The organism is Streptomyces sp. NPDC045955, assembly GCF_056430805.1.
In genome coordinates this window covers 37,860-57,093 of record NZ_JBWKKY010000035.1, presented here as the reverse complement: position 1 = coordinate 57,093, position 19,234 = coordinate 37,860, and the positions used below count along the sequence as shown (strand labels likewise).

19 protein-coding genes and 2 pseudogenes are annotated in these 19,234 nt (G+C 68.6%); 8 read left to right on the top strand and 13 right to left on the bottom strand.

What is annotated here, in order from left to right; translation table 11 throughout:
• Positions 1-415: 415 nt before the first annotated feature.
• The gene (locus AC07F0_RS38835; RefSeq protein ID WP_478984940.1) at positions 416-850 is read right to left on the bottom strand and encodes an ATP-binding protein; all 435 of its coding nucleotides are present in this window, start codon (positions 848-850) and stop codon (positions 416-418) included.
• 206 nt (positions 851-1,056) lie between these two features.
• Between AC07F0_RS38835 and AC07F0_RS38830 the strand changes: the two genes are divergently transcribed.
• From AC07F0_RS38830 to AC07F0_RS38810, 5 genes are all read left to right on the top strand, one after another.
• Positions 1,057-1,431: a response regulator transcription factor gene (locus AC07F0_RS38830; RefSeq protein WP_478984938.1), complete on the top strand. Its 375-nt coding sequence runs from the start codon at positions 1,057-1,059 to the stop codon at positions 1,429-1,431.
• A gap of 221 nt (positions 1,432-1,652) precedes the next feature.
• Entirely contained in the window at positions 1,653-2,003 is a 351-nt protein-coding gene (locus AC07F0_RS38825; RefSeq protein WP_478984936.1) for a response regulator, read from the top strand.
• Positions 2,004-2,011: 8 nt separating this feature from the next.
• Positions 2,012-2,377, top strand: coding sequence for a response regulator transcription factor (locus AC07F0_RS38820; protein WP_478984935.1), 366 nt, complete (start codon positions 2,012-2,014; stop codon positions 2,375-2,377).
• A 53-nt stretch (positions 2,378-2,430) separates the two neighbouring features.
• Positions 2,431-2,706 (top strand): hypothetical protein, encoded by a 276-nt coding sequence (locus AC07F0_RS38815; RefSeq protein ID WP_478984933.1) that lies wholly within the window; start codon positions 2,431-2,433, stop codon positions 2,704-2,706.
• On the top strand, positions 2,706-3,215 hold the full coding sequence (locus AC07F0_RS38810) for a sensor histidine kinase (protein WP_478984943.1): 510 nt from the start codon (positions 2,706-2,708) through the stop codon (positions 3,213-3,215). The genes AC07F0_RS38815 and AC07F0_RS38810 overlap by 1 nt, the downstream gene beginning before the upstream one ends.
• A gap of 200 nt (positions 3,216-3,415) precedes the next feature.
• Here the strand turns inward: AC07F0_RS38810 and AC07F0_RS38805 are convergent, their stop codons facing one another.
• The 5 genes and pseudogenes from AC07F0_RS38805 to AC07F0_RS38785 form a co-directional block, all read right to left on the bottom strand.
• Positions 3,416-5,272: an alpha-keto acid decarboxylase family protein gene (locus AC07F0_RS38805; RefSeq protein WP_478984932.1), complete on the bottom strand. Its 1,857-nt coding sequence runs from the start codon at positions 5,270-5,272 to the stop codon at positions 3,416-3,418.
• Complete coding sequence (locus tag AC07F0_RS38800; protein WP_478984930.1) at positions 5,269-7,398, bottom strand: flavin monoamine oxidase family protein; 2,130 nt, start codon at positions 7,396-7,398, stop codon at positions 5,269-5,271. Before AC07F0_RS38800 ends, AC07F0_RS38805 begins: the two co-directional genes overlap by 4 nt.
• A gap of 617 nt (positions 7,399-8,015) precedes the next feature.
• Positions 8,016-8,213: a hypothetical protein gene (locus AC07F0_RS38795; RefSeq protein ID WP_478984947.1), complete on the bottom strand. Its 198-nt coding sequence runs from the start codon at positions 8,211-8,213 to the stop codon at positions 8,016-8,018.
• A gap of 26 nt (positions 8,214-8,239) precedes the next feature.
• Complete coding sequence (locus AC07F0_RS38790) at positions 8,240-9,832, bottom strand: FAD-binding oxidoreductase (protein WP_478984928.1); 1,593 nt, start codon at positions 9,830-9,832, stop codon at positions 8,240-8,242.
• A gap of 65 nt (positions 9,833-9,897) precedes the next feature.
• Positions 9,898-10,221: pseudogene (locus AC07F0_RS38785) on the bottom strand (DDE-type integrase/transposase/recombinase); the annotation flags it as partial.
• Between the two features lie 739 nt (positions 10,222-10,960).
• Between AC07F0_RS38785 and AC07F0_RS38780 the strand changes: the two are divergent.
• On the top strand, positions 10,961-11,254 hold the full coding sequence (locus AC07F0_RS38780) for a hypothetical protein (RefSeq protein ID WP_478984926.1): 294 nt from the start codon (positions 10,961-10,963) through the stop codon (positions 11,252-11,254).
• Between the two features lie 220 nt (positions 11,255-11,474).
• On the opposite strand, the gene AC07F0_RS38775 is transcribed toward AC07F0_RS38780, so the two are convergent.
• Together AC07F0_RS38775 and AC07F0_RS38770 are read right to left on the bottom strand one after the other, a co-directional pair.
• Positions 11,475-11,678: a cold-shock protein gene (locus AC07F0_RS38775; protein WP_399170990.1), complete on the bottom strand. Its 204-nt coding sequence runs from the start codon at positions 11,676-11,678 to the stop codon at positions 11,475-11,477.
• Positions 11,679-11,836: 158 nt separating this feature from the next.
• Positions 11,837-12,133: a hypothetical protein gene (locus AC07F0_RS38770; protein WP_478984924.1), complete on the bottom strand. Its 297-nt coding sequence runs from the start codon at positions 12,131-12,133 to the stop codon at positions 11,837-11,839.
• A gap of 850 nt (positions 12,134-12,983) precedes the next feature.
• Between AC07F0_RS38770 and AC07F0_RS38765 the strand changes: the two genes are divergently transcribed.
• A complete protein-coding gene (locus tag AC07F0_RS38765; protein ID WP_478984946.1) occupies positions 12,984-14,036 on the top strand; it encodes a hypothetical protein in 1,053 nt (350 codons plus the stop codon).
• 117 nt (positions 14,037-14,153) lie between these two features.
• Here AC07F0_RS38765 and AC07F0_RS38760 read toward each other — a convergent pair whose 3' ends face one another.
• The 3 genes from AC07F0_RS38760 to AC07F0_RS38750 form a co-directional block, all read right to left on the bottom strand.
• Positions 14,154-14,657 (bottom strand): DUF6207 family protein, encoded by a 504-nt coding sequence (locus AC07F0_RS38760; protein ID WP_478984922.1) that lies wholly within the window; start codon positions 14,655-14,657, stop codon positions 14,154-14,156.
• A 72-nt stretch (positions 14,658-14,729) separates the two neighbouring features.
• The gene (locus tag AC07F0_RS38755; RefSeq protein ID WP_478984919.1) at positions 14,730-15,848 is read right to left on the bottom strand and encodes a fatty acid desaturase family protein; all 1,119 of its coding nucleotides are present in this window, start codon (positions 15,846-15,848) and stop codon (positions 14,730-14,732) included.
• Between the two features lie 7 nt (positions 15,849-15,855).
• The gene (locus AC07F0_RS38750; protein WP_478984917.1) at positions 15,856-16,911 is read right to left on the bottom strand and encodes a ferredoxin reductase; all 1,056 of its coding nucleotides are present in this window, start codon (positions 16,909-16,911) and stop codon (positions 15,856-15,858) included.
• 87 nt (positions 16,912-16,998) lie between these two features.
• On the opposite strand from AC07F0_RS38750, the gene AC07F0_RS38745 reads away from it, so the two are divergent.
• Positions 16,999-18,138, top strand: a complete 1,140-nt coding sequence (locus AC07F0_RS38745; RefSeq protein WP_478984915.1) for a PucR family transcriptional regulator — start codon at positions 16,999-17,001, stop codon at positions 18,136-18,138.
• Positions 18,139-18,244: 106 nt separating this feature from the next.
• Here AC07F0_RS38745 and AC07F0_RS38740 read toward each other — a convergent pair.
• A pseudogene (locus tag AC07F0_RS38740) lies at positions 18,245-18,484 on the bottom strand (ISAzo13 family transposase); the annotation flags it as partial.
• Between the two features lie 72 nt (positions 18,485-18,556).
• Positions 18,557-19,231, bottom strand: coding sequence for a TetR/AcrR family transcriptional regulator (locus AC07F0_RS38735; protein WP_478984914.1), 675 nt, complete (start codon positions 19,229-19,231; stop codon positions 18,557-18,559).
• Positions 19,232-19,234 lie beyond the last annotated feature (3 nt).

Sequence of the window (19,234 nt, the reverse complement as noted above, 5' to 3'; positions counted from 1 at the left end):
TCCCCCCCCCCCCCCCCCCCCCCCCCCCCCCCCCCCCCCCCCCCCCCCCCCCCCCCCCCCCCCCCCCCCCCCCCCCCCCTCCGCCAACGAGACTATCGCAGCAAGCAATGCGAGCTACTGGTCCGGGCCTGCTACTGCCACCAGCGGCAGCGGCGTCTTCACCCCGAGCCAGCCGACAGCAACGGACGCCGTGACGTTGGCCGTTCCCCGCACGGCCTTCACCCACACCGGGGGCGGAGGTGCCAACTCGGCGTCGTGGAACTCGAGCTGTCGGTCGAGTGCCGGAAACGGCCGCAGCCGACCTGTACACCGGCACCGTCACCCGCGCACTGCTGGTCCCGCGCCGCGCAGCCCGAGGCCCCTGCTTGCCCGCCGGCTCCGCCCGGCCTCACACCGCTCGGGCGGGGCTGAGCGTTTAGGGCTGGTGGCCGGAGGCGTTTCCGTCGGGGTCGTCGGCGAGCATGATGGCGGCCATGGTGCGTTTGCCGACTGGTTCACGGTGCACTTCGAAGCTCTGGCTCACGGCCATGACGATTTCCAGTCCGTGCTGGCCGATCCGGCCCGGATCCGGGGTTCTGGGTACCGGCAGGGTGGGGTCGCTGTCCCAGACGGTGACGTGCACCCGGCCTTTGCGTAGCTGCAGTTCGAGCAGACAGGGGTCGTGTGCGTATTTGCAGGCGTTGGTCAGAAGCTCGCTGACGACGAGCTGCACCATGTCCATCGCGCGTTCGGACACGGGAAGGCCGTGGACCGCCTGCAGGCGCATCAGGAAGGCGCGGGGGGCAGGCCGCGGGCGCGGGCTGGGCTCGTCACCGGCCGGTTTCCTTCGGTGAGGGGGTGTGCGACCCAACCGGCGCCGGGGAGGCGGATCCGGGTCGCGTGCGCCCGCCGTGCCTCCTGCTCAACGCGTACGCCCGGCCAAGGACACGCGGGCGTCAACACCCGTCCAGCCGTACCGGTGGCGCCAATCCGTGTCCGTACCTCATGCCACGAATAGGGTCAATACGAGTATCTGCGCTGAAAACGAGTGAATGACCCTATTTTCCAGGAGGAGTAGTGGCTCATGTCCTGGTAGCCGATGACGACGCGGACATCCGGGATCTGGTGGAGTTCAAGCTGGCCCAGAGCGGTCACCAGGTCACAGTCGTGGAAGACGGTCTTGCCGCACTCCGGGCGGCGCGTGAGCAGCCGGTGGACCTGGCCCTGCTCGACATCCGGATGCCAGGCATGTCAGGCCTGGACGTCTGCCGGGATCTGCGTGCGGAGCCCGAGACGGCCACGCTGCCCGTCATCATGATCACCGCCCGGTCTCAAGAAGCGGATATCGAAGCGGGCTTCGCGGCCGGCGCCGACGACTACATCACCAAGCCATTCAGCCCACGCGAGCTGTCCATCCGGGTCACCGCGCTGCTCAACCGAGCCGGGACGTGACCGCGACCACACCGTCAGCGGTGCGCAGCTCGGCCATCCGGCGCTCCGGCAGGCGCGCATCGGAGTCCCCGGACGAACGCGCCGATCCGGAACTCGATCGTTGACCATTTAGGCATATATACCCTATTTGCGTGCTTCAGGATGAATATGGAGCTATACAGCTAATGTTCGAGTAGTGGTCTCGGGTGATGGGAAATGTGATGGTCTCTCCGCATGTCCTGGTGATCGAGGACGATCGAGATGTCGGTGCTTTGCTGGAGCGGCATCTGTCCGCTCTGGGCTGCCGGGTGAGTGTGGCGGACACGGGTGAGCGGGGTTTGGAGCTGGCGTTCGCGGATCCGCCGCAGATTGTGATCATCGACATTCTGCTGCCGGGTATTGATGGCCGGGAGGTGGTGCGGCGGCTGCGCGCCGATGAGCGGACCCGGAGGTGTCACCTGGTTGTCTCCTCCGTTCTGGACGCCGATGACGTGGTGGACGTGGCGACGGAGCTGCTGGCCAAGCCGTTCGGGGCGGCGTCGGTGAAGCGGATGGTCGACTCCTACCAGGCCGAGCAGCGGCAGGGGGAGTAGTGGCCTGCGTGCTGGTCGTGGACGACGATCCCGACGTCCGCGAGCTCGCGGCCATCAAGATGACGCAGAGCGGCCACCAGGTGACGGCCGTGGCGGACGGCCCGCCGGCCCTGCGCGCAGTGCGTGAACTCAAGACGGATCTGGTGCTGCTGGATGTCGTGATGCCGCAGATGAGCGGCCTGGAGGTCCTGCGCGAGCTGCGGGCCCATCCGGCGACCGCGAAGCTTCGGGTGGTTTTGCTCACTGCCCGCACGCAGGAGGGGGATGTGGAGGCCGGGTTTTCGGCAGGGGCCGATGACTACCTCACCAAGCCGTTCACGATGCGGGAGCTGACCGAGCGGGTGCGGGCCGTCCTGGCCCCGACCGATAGCTGATCAACGCGGGGATGCAGCCCGCACCATGCCGCGCGACTGGAGGAGAACCGTTCGTGACCAGCAAGCCGGGGTGGAAGGATGACTGCGTCGCGCGGCGGCTGACGCTCGCGTTCGGTGTCATGACCGCTTTGATCCTGCTGGTCGGGGCCGGTGCCCTCACGGGGGCCTTCCTGGAGAAGGCGGCACCGGTCGACCTGCGCCACCTCATCAGCTCAGCGCTCGACGCCATGCGCCCCGCGGCGGAAGCGGCCTCCGTCCACCTGGACACCGACTGCCCACCCAGCCCCTCATCTGCGAAGCCGACAGCGACCAGGTCGACCGGGTGCTGATGAACCTGCTGTCCAACGCCATCAAGTTCACCCCGGCCGGAGGCCAGGTCCGCGTCCAGGCCGCCGCACAGGACGGCCACGCCGCCCTCACCGTCAGCGACACCGGCATCGGCATTCCCGAAGCAGAACAGCGCCGGCTGTTCACCCGCTTCTTCCGCGCCTCAAACGCCACCACCCAGGCCATCCCAGGAACCGGCCTCGGACTGACGATCGTCCACACCATCATCACCAACCACGGCGGCAACCCAAGTCCACTCCGTCGAAGGCAAAGGCACCACCATCACCGCCACACTGCCCCTGGCCGAGCCGCACGACAGGGCACCGTCGTGAAGAGGCCAGGCCGCTGTCTGTGTGCCGATCTCCACGGCGTCCAGCTCGGGGTAGGTGTCCGCTATGTCCTCTGGGGCTGGACCGGGGATCGGAACTCGTATGTGCGTGCCGTGTTTGCATCAGGCATGTGTTCATGGTGGGACGGCCGGGTCCGAGGGGGCCTCACCCGCAATGGGTGAGGTGTCTCTGACGCTGGGCAGCGGCCCTACAAGGCGGCTGGGCCGCCGCCGGGAGGGGACGCGGGCGGGCTGCGGCGTGCCAGGACAGCCTGAAAGTCAGCGGGTGGCCGCCGTTGCATCGCCGTCCCGGCCGACGCTTGGCGGCCACCCGCTGATGGACCGGCACTCGTCAGGTAGAACTACCGCGACCCAGCGCCTCGTCAGGGACAGTTCTCGTTGATCTTGTACTGAAGGGCGCGGGGGTAGTCGTGACGGCTGAGGTGGACCTGGACCAGTAGCGGTCCCTGGTTGATCGGGTCGTTCGGCTCGCTGATGCGTTTCAGTACGGATTCCAGTTCCTTGTGGGTGGCGACCGTCATGCCGGTCATCGGGCTCTTGGCCGAGCCGAAGACCTTGGCCAGCTGGTCGTAGTGCCACTGGTGCAGATTGTTGTAGAAGTCGGCGCCGTCGGACGGCTTCTGCTGGTAGTAGCACGGGTTGACCAGCATCTGCTCGATGCCGTAGAAGCCCTCGTTGTCCAGCACGAAGATCACCGAGTTCAGCCGGTGCCGGGTGTGTGTGGACAGTTCCTGGCACGTCTCCTGGAACGCGCCATCGCCGACGAACACCATCGGCCGTTTGCCCGCGGCCCTCCGGGCCATCGCGACGCCGGTGGCCGCGCCGACCGAGTAGCCAATGGACAGCCACGCGTTCTGCGCCAGGTATCCGGCGCGCTCGACGCTGTGCAGGTTCATCGAGCCCAGAAGGGCGAACGCCGCGTCGGACAGGAGGGTGAACGGTGAGGTGGCCTGGGCGCCCGTGCCCGTCGCCTGGCTGTCGAGGAAGCGGCTGATGCGCTGGAAGAAGCTGTCGTACGTCAGCTCCGCCTGGACGTCGGTGGCGCTGAGCTGGGCCTGGTAGGCGGCCGTGCTCTCTGGCACCGGCGCCCCTTCGGCGTGCGCCTGGGCGAAGTAGTCGGCGGCGAAGGCGCCAGGGCCGAACTCGGTCACCAGCCCCTCGCGCAGCGCCGGGATGAACCGTTCCAGCTGGACGTCGGGGTAGTAGGAGGCGCCGACGCTCACTCCTTCGCGGGCGGCCACGCACCAGTCGTCGCCGATGTCCTGTTCGCCGCCGAGGTTCTTCGACGTCGACCAGGTACCCAGCCCGATGCGGCACTTGGCCCGCTGGAACACCTCGCGTACGTATGGATCACTGGCCTTGCCGTTGTAGACGCCGACGAATCCCGGGGTGTTCTCCGAGAGCACGGACTTGCCTCCGACGGTCGTGCAGAACGGCATTCCCGTGTCCTGCACGAGCTCCGTGAGGGGCGGGGAGAGACGGAACCGGTCGATCTCCTCGCCCGCCCACAGGATGGGCGAGCCCTGTACTCCCCCCTTCTGTTTGACGAGGTCGACGGCGGCGGCGACCGCCTTGGCCAGCATGGTCCGGTTCTTGGGGGTGAACGGGCGCTGTTTGGGGGCCAGATGTCCCTGGGGTGCTTCGCATTCCGCGGCCCAGACGTCCTCCATGACCTCCAGATACACCGGCCGGCGCTCGGACAGGCAGGCGACGATGGCGCTGTCGATCTGTACGGGGGCCAGTCCCGGGTTGGAGATCACCTGCGCGTCGACCGTGACCTGGCGGTACACGTCGAGGTTGCTCTCCCGGCGCTGGCTCATGTGGGAGGTGAGCAGGCCGATGGCCTGGTAGTTCAGCCACTGCTCGTAGGTCGGGCAGGCGTTGATCGCGATGAGCGGCACATATTCGACGTAGGCGCCCCCAATGGGGTTGAGCAGGTTGAAGGCTCCGACGCTGTAGGTGACGGCGACGGCGCCGACGCCGAAGCCTCCGTCAGGGGCGTCGGCGTGGCGGGCCCGCGCATAGGCGTCGGCCGCATACCCGGCCCCGACCTCGGTCGGGGTGCCCACCCACGTCAACTGCGGGTTGTGCTGCTTCATGATGGACAGGAACGGGCCCAGGTGATTGCCGGGCACGCCGAACAGGTGCTCGATGCCGAGCTGTTCGAGTCGAGTGGCAAGGTACCGCGCCACGTTCCATGTCGAGGGCTGCTCCGTCACTTTGCCTGCACCTCCGTGAGTTGTCGCTCGTCCACCGCTTCGCGTCCCGCCTCGCGTTCCACGGGCACCGTGTAGGACGGAGGCGACGCCTTCTCGTGCACCTCGATGGCTGCGCGGACCGCCGTCTCCACGGCGCCCTCGATCCAGGCGTGCTTCAGCGAGGTGTGCTCGCCCGCGAAGTGCACCGGCCCTTCGGGCTTGACGGCATCCAGGTGGAAGCTGGTCATCTGGTGCGGCGTGTAGATCGCGGCCTCACCGAAGGCGTACGGGTTGCGCAGCCAGCTCTGGGTCTGCCCGGCACCCGTGTAGAACACTTCGATGCGGCGGCCGTGGACCAGTTGCAGGTTCCGCAGGGCGTGGACGTAGCGTTGCGCGTCCTCCATCGAGTCCCAGCGTGCCGCGTCGTCGGACCAGGAGTAGGTGGCCAGGACCACCCCGCCGCCCCTGCTGCCTGGCACCGGGTGGGAGGGGTAGTACATGTACCGGTTGGGGTTGTCGGTGGTCGAACCGCCCCCGAACACGTTGGTCGCCGGCCGAAGCGGTGCCCCGCGCAGCGGCTCCTGGCGGTAGTACTCGAGCTGCCTGTGGTCGATGAGCTGCTCCTGGACGCTGCCGTGGGCACCGAGCAGCCCCGTCGGCAGTGAACTCAGCTGGGACGGCAGGTCATCGGCGGACTCCACGGGGGCCTTGGCGGACTGCTGGTAGAAGTCGTACAGGCCCGGATCGACGGACTCCAGCTCCCGGCGCCAGTCCTCCTCGGTGAACTCCCACCACCGCTTGGAGAACTCCAGCAGTACTTTCGTCGCCTGGTCGTAGTGCGTCTCGATGACCGCCCGCCGCTTCTTGTACGAGAACGGCGGCGACACCTCGACGAAGCGGAAGCTCGAGAAGGGGATCGTGACGATCGCCATGTCACCCCTCCACACCCGGGGTGGTCCGCTCAGGGAGTCCTCGGGCTCGGTGTGGATCGCGACTGTGCGCCCCGGCTCCGGGCCCACGTCTTCGCGCCGCTCACCGTCCCGGCGTGGGTCCCAGTACTCCAGGCGGACCATCCGGTGTCCCATCACCAGCTCGTCCTGAAGCCCTTCGGCGAGCTTGTCGGGCAGCATCTCGGTGCCGCCCTCGATCTCCCAGTAGGTGACGTTCGGGTTGATGTCGCTGCGGCCCAGGAAGCTATGGAAGAACGACAGGTGGAGCCGCGAGGTGAGGTTCTCGATCGAGCCGGCGGCCTCGATGGCCTCGTCGCTCAGACCGGCGTGGTCGCGCAGGAAGTCGCCCATCGAGCAGCCGTCGAAGTCGTGGACCACCCTCGCCCAGCCTTCGAGCCACTCCTTGAACGGCTTGTTCACCCGTTGCTGCGTGCCGTCCTGGCCGGTCACGGAGTCGGAATAGTAGTCCCTGACCTTTTCCAGAGCATCGTTGATCATCTGGCTGGTGGTCAGCCGTGCTTCGTCCCCCGTCAGGTGGAAGCCCTCGTTGATCAGCGTGGGGTCGTCCGCGTAATCGGAGCGGCGCGCCTGGACGGAGTTCATCTGGATCCAGGTGTTGTTCCGCTTGTGGGGCTCCCGGAAGTCGGGGCTGTCCTGTCCGTACCTCCACTCCTGACCGGTGAAGGACTTGTAGACCACCGGGGGCACGGGCGCCTTCTGGAAGCCCGTACGGGGATCGACGTCGACGTTGTAGAACAGCCGGCGTTTCAGTCCGAGCTTGTCGATCAGGGCGAGGGTGAGGGGGTGGAAGTCGGGCAGCCGCATGGCTCCCGCCTCCGCGTACTGGGCCGGATCGGTGAACGGCCCCTGTTTCTCGCCCTCCCGGCGGCGGAAGGTCTTGATACGTCCGCCCACCCGGCTGGCGTTGGCCTCCAGGATCGTGACCTTGTGGCCGGCCTGCTTGAGCAGCGTCGCGGCTACCAGGCCGGAAATCCCGGCCCCGACGATCAGCACCTCCTTCGGCCGCCCGGGCGGCTGTCCGGGAGCCAGCCCCCGGTCGATGAGGACGTCGAGGAAGCGCAGCTTCAGGTCCTCGTTCTTCGGCTCGGGGCCGACCAGAAGCAGCTCGCGCGCCAGCTGCAGACAGGTCTCCCAGCGCACGCGATTTTTCCAGAGGTCGGTTTTGGTGTTGTCCATGGCGTCTGTTCCCTTCTGGGTGAAGCGAGAGCCGTGAGGCCCGACCGCTACGGCCGACGTGTGCCGCATCACCACGCCATGGGCCGGTCGGGCAGGCCGTTGCTCGTGTTCCCGGATGAGCGAGAACCGGCCGGGTGGGCGCGGACTCGCCGGGCGCAGGCGGGAGGCAGCATCGCGGAACAACTCCCTGCGGCACGCAGGCAGGCGGGGCAGCCCGCAATAACCGGGGCTTGGGTGGATCGACCGATGGCCGGGAAGGCAATGGAAGCATTTTCGAATACGAAACGTACTCGAACGTACACAATTAGTACTTTTGTCGCCTGGATCCCGGGTGTCAACTCGAAGCCGGGGGACTGCCGCGGGAGCTTGATCCAGAGCACGCACATGGACGGTCCCCTCTGGAGGCCGAAGCCGACCGGAGCGTCGTCGACTGGCCGGGCGGAGAACCGACCTGCCAGGTCACCCGGCCGGTGCCCACCAGGTCTCAGAGGTCGGCGTGGCGCACGAGCCATCCCCCGTCCGGGTGGCGCGAGGGCGAATGGCAGGCAAGGGCCGTCGTCAGCGCCGCCGGGCCGGTCCGCGGGTCCGGCCCGGGATCCGGCACCACAACAAGGGGATCAGAGCCGCTTGCCACGGCCGCCGTCAGACCAGCACGATCGGGCCGCCGAGCTGCGGAGCGCGGCCTGGACCAGGTCGCGGTAATCGGTCCAGGCGAAGCTCTTGCGGCCGTCCGGCCGGGCGTCGGTGCTCGGCCGGTAGATCAGCCGGGAGGGCCCCCGGGACGAAGAGGCCGCCGCCGGGAGAGCATCGAGCATCCCCCAAGCCGATCCCGGGGCGAGCATCAGGAGCCGATTGCCTGTGGGTAGTCGAAGAAGCCGCTCGGGTCGTACTGACGCTTCACGCGGACCAGCCGGGGGTAGTTCGCACCGTAGTACGCCTGGCGCCAGTCCCTCAGCTCTGGATCGGGAAAATTCTGGTACGAGTGCTCAGGGGGCGTGCCGTCAAAGATGGCGTCGTAGAAATCCTGGAGCCAGCGCAGATTCACGGCGGCGACATCGGGGTGGTCGTAGTCCGCCCAGTTGGTCTCGGCGGCCAAGATGAACGCGCTGCCTCGGTGCACGAACGCGGTCGCCTTCGGTGGCACCTGGTTGATCTCCCCGCCGAGCGCGAACATCGCAAACCCGGCTCCGTCCTCGTTGCCGCTGCCCGGCCAGACGAGCAGTTGCTCGGCTGCGGCGCTGATCTGCTCGTCGGTGAGGAGTGTCCGGGAGGTCAGGATCCCTGACTTGGAGGCGAACTTCTTCACGGGAGTGGTGGCGCTCAGCAGCGTAGTCGCCTGGGCCGGGGTGACTTCCCGGATGGCGGCGCGGTTCCGGGCACGCTCGTCGGCTGTGCCGATGGCAAGCAGCGGGGCGAGGATCGCCCGCAACTCCTCGATGGTTCCGTAGTGCTGGCCGATCACATTGACGTTGGCGTTCGTGCGGATCCGGTCCCGGGTTCGCCCGTGTGTGCCGATGCCGAGGCGGCAGTGGAACCGCTTGTTGTCCAAGGTGTCCTGGGCGATCTGTTGTGTGGTCGCGATCACCGGCAGTACGGAGTCCAGGCTCCAGCGGAACTGGTAGAACCCCACGTTGCCCTGGAACTGCTCGTACTGGAGCGTGAACGAGGTGTGCACCCCGAAGTTGTTGCCCGCGCCGCCCCGGCAGGCCCAGAACAGATCGGGCTCCGAATCCTCACTGGCCTTGACCACCCGGCCGTCCGCCAGCACGACGGTCGTGGCGACCAGCCGGTCGCAGGTCAGGCCGAACATCTTGTCGCTGAAGCCGATACCTCCGCCCAGCACCAGTCCCGCGACTCCGACCGAGGGGCAGCGGCCGGTCGGTACGAAGATGCCCTGGTCCTCGAGCAGCGGGTGCAGGTCGCCGTTGGTGACCCCGGCCCCGACAGTGACAGCGCCCGCCTCGTGGACGACCTTGATCGGCCCATATGCCCGAGCGCGGGCGGCTCTCCGCTGCGGAGTGGAGACGATGCTCTTCATCCGGCTCATGTTGAGCAGCAGACCCGTGGTGGTGGAGTAGCCGGCGTAGTTGTGTCCCAGTCCGGTGCGAGGCACGGCGGGCAGCCCCACCGCGCGGGCCCAGCGGATCGCCTCCTGTACGTCCCTTGTGGTGGCGCAGGCGACGATTCCGGCGGGGTGGATCCCGGCGTACCGGTGGTTGAACGGGATCGCCAGCGGAGGGTAGTCCGGGTTTCGCGGCCGGTAGAGGGTGGCGCCGGGGGAGAGTGACGCAGCCAGCCGCTCCCAGTCCCTACGGCTTACCGACTTTGCTGCCTCGATTGCCGCAGCCGCACCGGGTGGCGCCGTCAGAGCCACCGTCCCGGCGCCGAGGGCGCTGAGGGTGCCTGCCCGCAATACGTCTCGTCTGTTGATCACTGTGGCCTGCCTTCGCGAAACCGTCGGAGGCTCGGTCGCCTCCAGAACGAGCGGTCAACCGATCGTCACCACCGCGGCCGCTCAGCGTGCCCCGCCCACAAGCCGGCCACTCGAAAGCGTGCCTCCCGCGCGGCCTGATGGCCGAGCTCGATCGAGGCGTCGATGCCGGCCTCGAGGAGGTGGGCGGCGAACGCGAAAGACGTGTACTGGCTGCCCGCATCCGAATGGTGAACCCGCCCTGGACCAGTGGGAGTTCCGGCGCGGTCCCGACGCCGCAACGCCATGTCCAGGGCGTCGAGGACGAGCTTGGACCGTTTGCTGGTGGCGGCAGACCAGCCGACGATCGCCCGGGAGTACACATCCACGACGAACGCGACGTAGACGATCCCGGACCAGGCAGCGACACCCGAGGCGCGTCCACGTCGTCCAGGACGGCACCGCCCACCAGACGCAGATGCTGCTGATGACCGCCGCCGAAACCGCCGACTGGCTCACTGCCACGGCGGCCGGGGAGATCTGACCCACGTCCGGACACACCACGGGCCCCGGGGAGTGAAGACAGCCCCAGGGCCTGGTGTATGGAGTCGTGCTGTTCAACGACGGCGGGACGACGCCGTCGCGCCTCCGGCTGCAAGGGCTCCACATGGCGCAGGCAGTACACGCACCTGGACTCCGCATCGACGCGACCCATGCACCGTCGGCAGTCCCCGCGTTCACGCACAGGCCCCCGGCCGTCCGCGCGGCCCCGGCACGTCGTCACCGGCTGCCGGAAGCCGAAGCTGACCACCCACCCGTCGTCTTGGGACAGCGTGGCCGCCGGAGAAGCGGGCCGAAAGTGTCTCCTGGTCGATCCACAGGGCCTTGGATGCCCAGGAGGACCGCTTCGAGCTGATCCACAACCCCCCACGGGGGGCGAGCGGTGGACGGAGCGGCAGGCGGAACAGGCCGAACGCGAGCGCCAGGAGCAGGAGCGCCAGGAGGCGGAGGCGGCGCAGGCCTTGAAGGCCGGCGGCTGGCTCGGACGCTGGCGCAGCTGACCCGGGCAAGCCACCCCTGGCAGCTCGAGGGCTTGCCCAGAGCCGCCTGGGCAAGCCCTCGTTGTCGGTGGTGGCCGCGAGGCTGGAGGGCATGGACAGCGGCGATGAGCTGCTGCTGCGCGGCCGGATCTACGACCACGACGACCCCAACCCCGGCCCGCTCCCACACCGGACCTACGCCGAACCGGTCGGCCGGCCGCTGGACGGCCTGCTGGTGGACATCCACGGGTGGCGGACCGAGGAGGTCGACGACGGTGTCGCCCTGACCACCGAGCTGTGGCGATGGCCCGGCGGCCGCGGCCTGTACGACCCGCGCCCCGGCGAGCCCCGCATCCCCGGCCCCGGCGTCAGCTGCCGCTTCTACTACTCCGGCGATACGCCCTGACCACCGGCCCGCCGGCACCGCTGCCTACGGCCTGCCCTCGGTCGCCTGGCTGAGCCGAAGGAGGAGGTGCCCTGTCCTGCAGGTCCGGGACGGTCTGCGCACTGGTCGAGGTGTGGAACCCATTGGTAGGCCGACCATGGGAGCGGGAGAAGGGAACGCGCGCGGTTCTACACCCCGCTCCGGGAACCCGGGAGGACGCCTTTGCCGCGGGCTGCTTCGCTCAGGCCGGCGTGACGTTCTCGGCCTGCGGCCCCTTGTTCCCCTGAGTGACGTCGAAGTGGACCTTCTGGCCCTCTTGCAGCTCTCGGTAGCCGCCGCCGGCAATGGCCGAGTAGTGGACGAACACATCAGGTCCGCCGCCGTCCTGCTCGATGAAGCCGAAGCCTTTTTCCGCGTTGAACCACTTCACCGTTCCGGTGGCCATGTCGGTCTCCCTCACATCGATCGGGCGGCGTGGCACCGTGCCACGCGGCCGTGGGTTGGATCATCGTTGACCACCTGGGCGCTGGAGTAGGAGAAACGCCAGGGAGCCACGCCTGCGTCGCGGGTACCCACCCACAGCCACGGCCCGACCCAGCAGTGTCACGTTCCGTTCGGCAGCTGCACACCTAAACGGCGCGGTGCCTTCCCCATGAACAGCACGGACGTCTCGTCGCCTGGGGCGGCAAGAGGACGGATCCGACGCTCGTGCCCGGACGACAAGCGCAGGCGAACCTCATCGGCGTTTTTCACAGCGCCCGCCACCCATTCCGGCACGCGGCGCAGGACACCGCCCCACAAGCCTTTATCCGGCAGGAACAGGCCCAAGTTCGCCCCGACCGGGATCTGCTGGTCGTCAATGAGAAGCAGGGCGTCGTCACAGCGCAGGTCGGCGGCCATGTCCTCATCCTTCCCGGGCGAAAAAGACGCGGCCCCTGGTCTTCGAGGGGGAAGAACAGGGGCCGCCTGCCATGACAGGGCGGTCACCGAGGCCGGTGCGCTGCCCCGACGCGAAAACCAGCCAGGGCCGCGCCACGGTGCTCGCATGTCATCGGGCTCAACGACCACCACCTGATGCCGGTCACGGCTGCCTCGTGTCATGCCGACAGAAACCGGTGTCTCACTCGTCGTGAAAGGGGCGGTCCGTCCTGTTCCCCGGCTGTGTGTCCTCCGGCAGGGACGCTGATGGCGGGGGAACAAGAGATTCTCCAAGGCATCCAGCCCGAACAGCATGAGCAGGAGCACCACCGGAAGGAGCAGAGCCATCACAGCCATGACGCCTCCCGATGAAGCCGATCACGGGAACGCGGGCGGCGGAAGCATCCTGGTCCAGGCTGCGCCGAATGAGGGAGCATCGCGCGCTCGACGCGGGAGCATGTAGGCCGTGCGGGTGACGTCTGTCTGGGTGGAGGCAGTATCCGGGGGTCGTCCTGGTCATCACTGGGATCGCCCTGTCAGGGCAGGTGGGCCCTGGCCCTTGCTCCCAGGGACCAGGGCTGTGCCCAGGTCAGCGGGACATCCGGGCCGGGGTGGATTTAACGGGGGTCTGATCACTGACAATCGCCAGAAGGCGGCCCATAGGGGTGGAAGGGCGATCCACAGCACTGGCCCGGCTCCTGCCCGCCAGGCGATCTTGTCGCGGATTCCGCAGGATGGTGCCGGTTGTCCCCTCACCCTGGATGTCGTGGGTGGGGCAGCCGCTTCCCGTGCGGCGGACCGCCGCCCCAAGCCTTCAGTCAGGGAGCCCGTAATGGCAGTGATGGCGCAGGAGCTCGTCCCGGCGCTGGAAGACGCGCGCCAGGCGCATGCCGCGGTCATCGACCGGTTCCGAGTGGATGCGGCGGTCACGCCGCCGGGAGCGCACCGGCGGATGCTCGAGCACCAGGCCGAGCAGGTCAAGGGCAGTGTGCAGCGCCTCCAGAACCAGATGCGCCACCTGCAGCCCAAAGGGGTGCTCGGCATGGCAGGCGGCATGGCAGGCGGCGTGGCGCGGTGGGTTTCGCGGGGCGCGGTGCGCACGGCGATGCTGCCGGTGACGGTCGGGTCGAGAGCCGTCAGGGGGATGCTGCCCGGTGGCGGCCCGGCCGACGTGCGGCAGGTGCTCAGGAACACTGAGGACGAGTACGCGGTCGCGGCGCGGGCGCTGGCGGCCTGCCGGGCCGGTGAGGTCGTCGCCGAGCAAGTGGACGATCCGGCCACCGCCGAACTGTTCGGCTCGCTGCGCCGCCAGGACGAGGAACTGCTGCAGGCTCTGCAGGACCGCCTCGCCGAGCAGGCCCGCATCCTTGTCGCGTCCGCCAACGACTCGGGCGAGAACCGGGAAGAGGGCCTTGCCGGGGCCACCGCCCAGACGATGCGGACCACTGCCGACCGCACACGTGAAGCCGTCCAGCGCGGTGGCCGACGCGCCAAGGGCGCAGCCCAGGAGATGCCCGCCCCCGCTCCCGCGGGCGAGGAGGTCCTGGGATCGGTCAAGAGCGAGGAAGACTTGCCGATTCACGGGTTCAGCCAGCTCAGCACCGAGCAGATCAGGCAGCGGCTGCGAACGCTGTCCCAGGCGGACCTGACGGTGATCGAGGGCTACGAACGCGCACACGGTCAACGCAAGGGCGTCCTGGACGCCGTCGAGCGGCTACGTGAAGACGAGCCATGGGCCGGCTACGACGACATGGAACCGCACGGGATCACCACACGGCTTCAGGACACTCCCTCCGAGGAGGCCCGTCGGGTGCGGGCGTACGAACAACGTCACCGGCAGCGCCAGGAGGTCATCGCCGCAGCCGAGGCCCGCATGTTCGGCTGACAGAGAAAAGAACGAGGCGCGCACCGCCGCGCATTGCGGTGCGCACCCGGGGCCGGCGCCGCATCGACCAACCCGGCGGCCTACCGCGCCCTGCGGTGGTGTTCGAAGACGCCGACGTCATTCCGCGGAAGCTGGCCCGCCGCGGGCGCCCTGAGTCAGCCGGTCGGTATATGCGGCTGACCTGAGCGAGACCCAGTGACGTTCTGATCGTCTGGCGGCCCTCCATCTGTGAGGCCGACAGCGACCAGGACCCTCCGTTCCCTGCCTGGAGCGCAGCACCACCCGCTCGCCCGCCTGCACGGCGAGCTGGGCGCGAAAGCCGTTCGATTTGGGCTCAGCTGCCCACCCCGGCAGCAGCGCAGGGTCGGACACAGGGTCGGCGAGCATCGGTTCCGGCAGTGTCCGCGTCACAGCCCATGCCTTCCACCCAGTCCGCCCGTCGGCAAACCGAGTGCGCGTACGTACCCGACTACCGGCCCGCCCATGGCAGGTCAGCGCACTACAACACCTCGCCGGGGGCTGTGTGTTGAGCTCCTGGCGCACGTCCAGGTAGCAGTGCAGCCGGACACCGGGCTGTCCCTGATCCCGTGTCGTACGGTCTAATATCGCGCGGTTGCCCACCGTCCGCAACGGATCTCACCGAACCCGGCGGTGCCGCCGGTACGGCCGAAAGATCTGAACCAATACCGGGAATCAGGCCGCGACGAGCTCCTGCTCGCGGTCCTGCGTCTTGACCTTGGGCTTCTTGTTCGGCAGCGAGAGCCGGAAGACCTTGCGCCACGCGGAGAACACCTGCTTGGGCAGCGGGCCGGTGACGTACTCCAGCTCGTACTTTTCGAACAGCGCGCGCACCTTCACCGCGACCTCGGCGTACCGGTTGCTCGGCAGGTCCGGGAACAGGTGGTGCTCGATCTGGTGCGACAGGTTGCCGGTCATGAAGTGCATGGCCTTGCTGCCGCTGATGTTCGCCGAGCCCATCATCTGGCGCAGGTACCACTGGCCGCGCGTCTCGCCCTTGATCGACCGGCGCTCGAAGACCTGCACGCCCTCGGGGAAGTGCCCGCACATGATCACCGAGTGGGACCAGATGTTGCGGACCAGGTTCGCGGTGAACGTGGCGGCGAGCGTGGGGAGGAACGACGGGCCCGACAGCAGCGGGTGGAGCACGTAGTCCTTGAGCACCTGCTTGCGGATCTTGCGGCCCACGGCCTTGGCCCGCGCGCGGAACTCCGGGTTCCTGCGGCGGCGCTTGTGCAGGTTCTTGCCGAGCTCCAGGTCGTACGCTGCGATGCCGTACTCGAAGAAGCAGGCGTTGAGGAAGTTCCACAGCGGCTGGCCGAGGTGGAAAGGGTGCCACTTCTGGTCCTCGTCGACGCGCATGATGCCGTAGCCGAGGTCGTTGTCCTTGCCGATCACGTTGGTGTACGTGTGGTGCAGCTCGTTGTGCGAGTGCTTCCACTGGTCGGCCGGCGAGACGTGGTCCCACTCCCAGGCGGTGGAGTGGATCTTCGGGTCTCGCATCCAGTCCCACTGGCCGTGCAGGATGTTGTGGCCGATCTCCATGTTGTCCATGATCTTCGCCACCGACAGACCGGCGGTGCCGATCAGCCACGCGGGCGGGAAGAGCGAGAACAGCAGCACGCCCCTGCTGACCAGCTCGAGCTTGCGCTGCGCCGAGATGACCTTGCGGATGTAGGCGGCGTCTTTCTCGCCGCGGCTGGCGATCACCTCGTCGCGGATCGCGTCCAGCTCGCGGCCGAGCTCCTCGATCTGCTCCGCGGTCAGGTGGGCGGTGGGGTCGATGGCGGTCAAGGTGCTCCTACCGTTCGATGTCGCAGGGGCCCGCCGCGGCGGACACGCAGGTCTGGATGAGGACGCCCGGCTCGGCCTCGGTGATCTCGCCGGTGCGCAGGTCGCGGACGGCGCCCGCCTTGAGCGGCGTGATGCAGCCGAAGCAGATGCCCATGCGGCACCCGGAGGGCATGAGCACGCCGGCCTCCTCGCCGATGTCCAGCAACGGCGTGGCGCCGTCCGCGTCGACGGTCTTGCCGGTGGCGCTGAACGTGACCTCGCCGCCGTCGCCGGCGACGACGATGCTGGGGCGGAAGCGTTCGGTGTGCAGGCGCTCTGGGACGCCGTGCTCGGTCCAGTGCTCTTCGGCGGCGTCGAGCAGGCCCGCGGGTCCGCAGGCCCAGGTCTCGCGCTCGGCCCAGTCGGGCACGAGTTCGTCGAGACGGGCGATGTCGAGCATGCCGTCTGTGTCGGTGTGCACCTCGGTGAGCTGCAGCTTCTTGTCCGCTGTCAGGGCGTGCAGTTCGCTGCGGAAGATCACGTCTTGCGGCCGTGGCGCGCAGTGGACCATGACGACGTCGTCGAACTCGGTGTCGCGCAGCATGCCCATCACGGGCGTGATGCCGCTGCCGGCCGTCAGGTAGAGCACCTTGGCGGGCTTGGCCTGCGGCAGCACGAAGTCACCGGTCGGCTGGTCGAGCTGGATCAGCGTGCCCGGTTTCGCCCTGCGGACCAGGTGGTTGCTGACCTTGCCGTCCGGGATCGCCTTCACGGTGATCGTGACGCGGCCGTCCCGGCGGTTTGTCGGCGAGGTGATGGAGTAGGCACGCCACAGGCGCACCCCGTCGACGTCGACGCCGATCCGCACGTACTGACCGGCCGTGTGGCCGCGCCAGCCCCGTCCCGGCCTGATCACGATGGTCGCGGCGTCACCCGTCTCGGGGTGCACGGCCTCGATGCGCCCACGCAGGTCAGCACCCGCACGCAGCGGGCTGACCAGGTCGAGGTAGTCCGACGGCAGCAGCGGCGTCGTGACCATCTCCAGCAGTTTCCACGCCCTGCTGCGGAGGGCTGTACTCGTCATGACTCCAGCTTGCTGTACCTCAGGGCGTAAAGTCCTGACCGCAGGATGTGAATCAGGTCGCCTGAATTGTTCGCAGGGAACAAAAACATGAGTCATGCAATCCAGAGGGCCAGCGAACTGGCCCTGGACGAGAGGACGGTCACCGCACTGCGGGCCGCGCTGAAGACCACCGCCGACGAGGTCGTCCAGGCGATCATCGACGAAGTCCCTCCCTACGCCAACGCCCTTTCGGGCAGCATGGGCGGCACCATCCGCCGTGCCGTCCGCACCGCCCTGGGGCACTACCTGGACCTCGCGAGCGGCAACGCCACGGGCGGCGGCGGCGGTGACGCAGCCTACGAACTGGGCCGCGGCGAGGTACGCGACGGCCGCTCGATGGACGCCCTGCTCAGCGCCTACCGCGTCGGCGCCCGCGTGGCCTGGCGATGCCTGGCCGCTGGCGCCGTATCCGCAGGTCTGCCCGCCGCTGAGGTCGCCAAGTTCGCCGAGCTGACCTTCGCCTACATCGACGAGCTCTCCGCCGCGAGCGCCGCGGGCCACGCCGACGAACTGGCCGCCCGGGGCCGGGCCCACGAGCGCCACCTGGAACACCTGGCCCGCGACCTCCTCGCCGGCGCGAGCCCGGACGTGCTGCTGGCCTCTGCTCAACGGGCCCGGTGGCAGCCTCCGGTTTCGCTGACCGCGGTCCTGCTGCCCGCCGCCCAGGCCCGGCCTGCCTACCGCGCGCTCGACCCGAGCACCCTCGTCCTCGACGATCTGCCGGACGCCACCGGTGTGCTGCTCGTCCCCGACGCCGACCGATCACATCTCCTGCGGCAGCTGACCGACCGCACCGCCGTGGTCGGCCCGGCCCGGCCATGGACTCGTGCGTCCGCCTCGTACGCACGAGCCGTACGCGCGCGCTCCCTCAACTCTGATATTCGCGACACCGAGGACCACCTGCCCGAGCTGGTGCTGAGCGCCGACGTGGACGCGTTCGCAGACCTGCGTGCCCGAGCCCTCGCACCGTTGCGGACCTTGCCTGTCGCAACCGCGCGGCGGCTGGAGGAGACGTTGCGGGCGTGGCTGCTGCACCAGGGCAGGCGGGACGAGGTGGCGGCGGCGTTGTTCGTCCATCCCCAGACCGTCCGGTACCGGATGTCGCAGCTGCGGGAGCTGTTTCCGGATCTCGCATCGCCACACCGGGTCCTTGAACTGACGCTGGCGGTCGGTCTTCGGGTCAGCTGACGCGTACTTCGAGGCACGTGGCCGCGCCGCCCGTCACGTCTCATCTAAGGGGGGAGCTGCGCCGCCTGGGACACCTTGGGGCTGAGACACCCCCACAGGCCACACACTCGGTAGCCTTCTTCCGGCCTCCACCAGGACGACGGACCCGCCCCAACGGGGCCTGGCCAGCCTCCAGTTCAGCCACCCCGCGCGAGACTGTGCCTTCCCGGACCCCGGCCGCAGCGGCGACGAGCCTGATCCCGCCATGCCCCAGCGACAGCGCTTCCGCCCCTATGGTCAGCCGACTCGGACGCTCGTCCGGATGCGGCAACAACACCTGGAGCTTCGCAGCCAGGACGGCCTCGATCCCCTCCGGTCTCCCCGTACCAGAACAACGATCCCCGCAGTCGGAAGCCACGACTTGTTTCCCGAAAAGCCCTTAGCTCTGTGCGCTCATCCTCTCGAGTCCGTCGAGGATCAAGTCGAGCCCGAAGGTGAACTCGTCGCTGTAGTCGTAGCTGGGACTGAGCACATGTTCGGCTGTCAGCTCGGCCAGGTGCGGGTACTGGTCGGTCGGGACCCGCGTCAGGATGGCCTGGGCCAGCTCCGCGGTCTCGCCCGGAGTGTCGAACGGCAAGCTGCGCTCCTGCAGGGCGAACCCGTAGATGTAACTGTCGAGGGCCGAGTATGCGTGCGCGGTCAGTGCAACGGAGAAGCCAGCCCTGCGGAGGCATCCGATGACGGAGTCGTGGTGCCGCAGAGTCGCTGGACCGGGTGAGGCCCGCGACTCCATCAAACCGATCGCCCAGCGGTGACGGGAGAGGACCTGGCGAACCGAGAGGGCCCTCTGGCGCATCGCCGTCTTCCAGTCGTCTTCATCGGACGGCAGTTGGATCTCGCTGAACACCAGGTCGATCACGCCGTCGAGGAGATCTTCCTTGTTGGCCACGTGCGTGTAGAGCGACATCGCCTCGACCCCTACCGCCTCCCCGAGCTTGCGCATGCTGAGCGCCTCGAGCCCGCCTTCGTCGGCCAGGGCGAGGGCGGCGTGCAGCACTCTTTGGCGACTGAGCGGGGTGCGGGGCGCTCGATCGCGCGCGGCACGGGGGGCCATCTG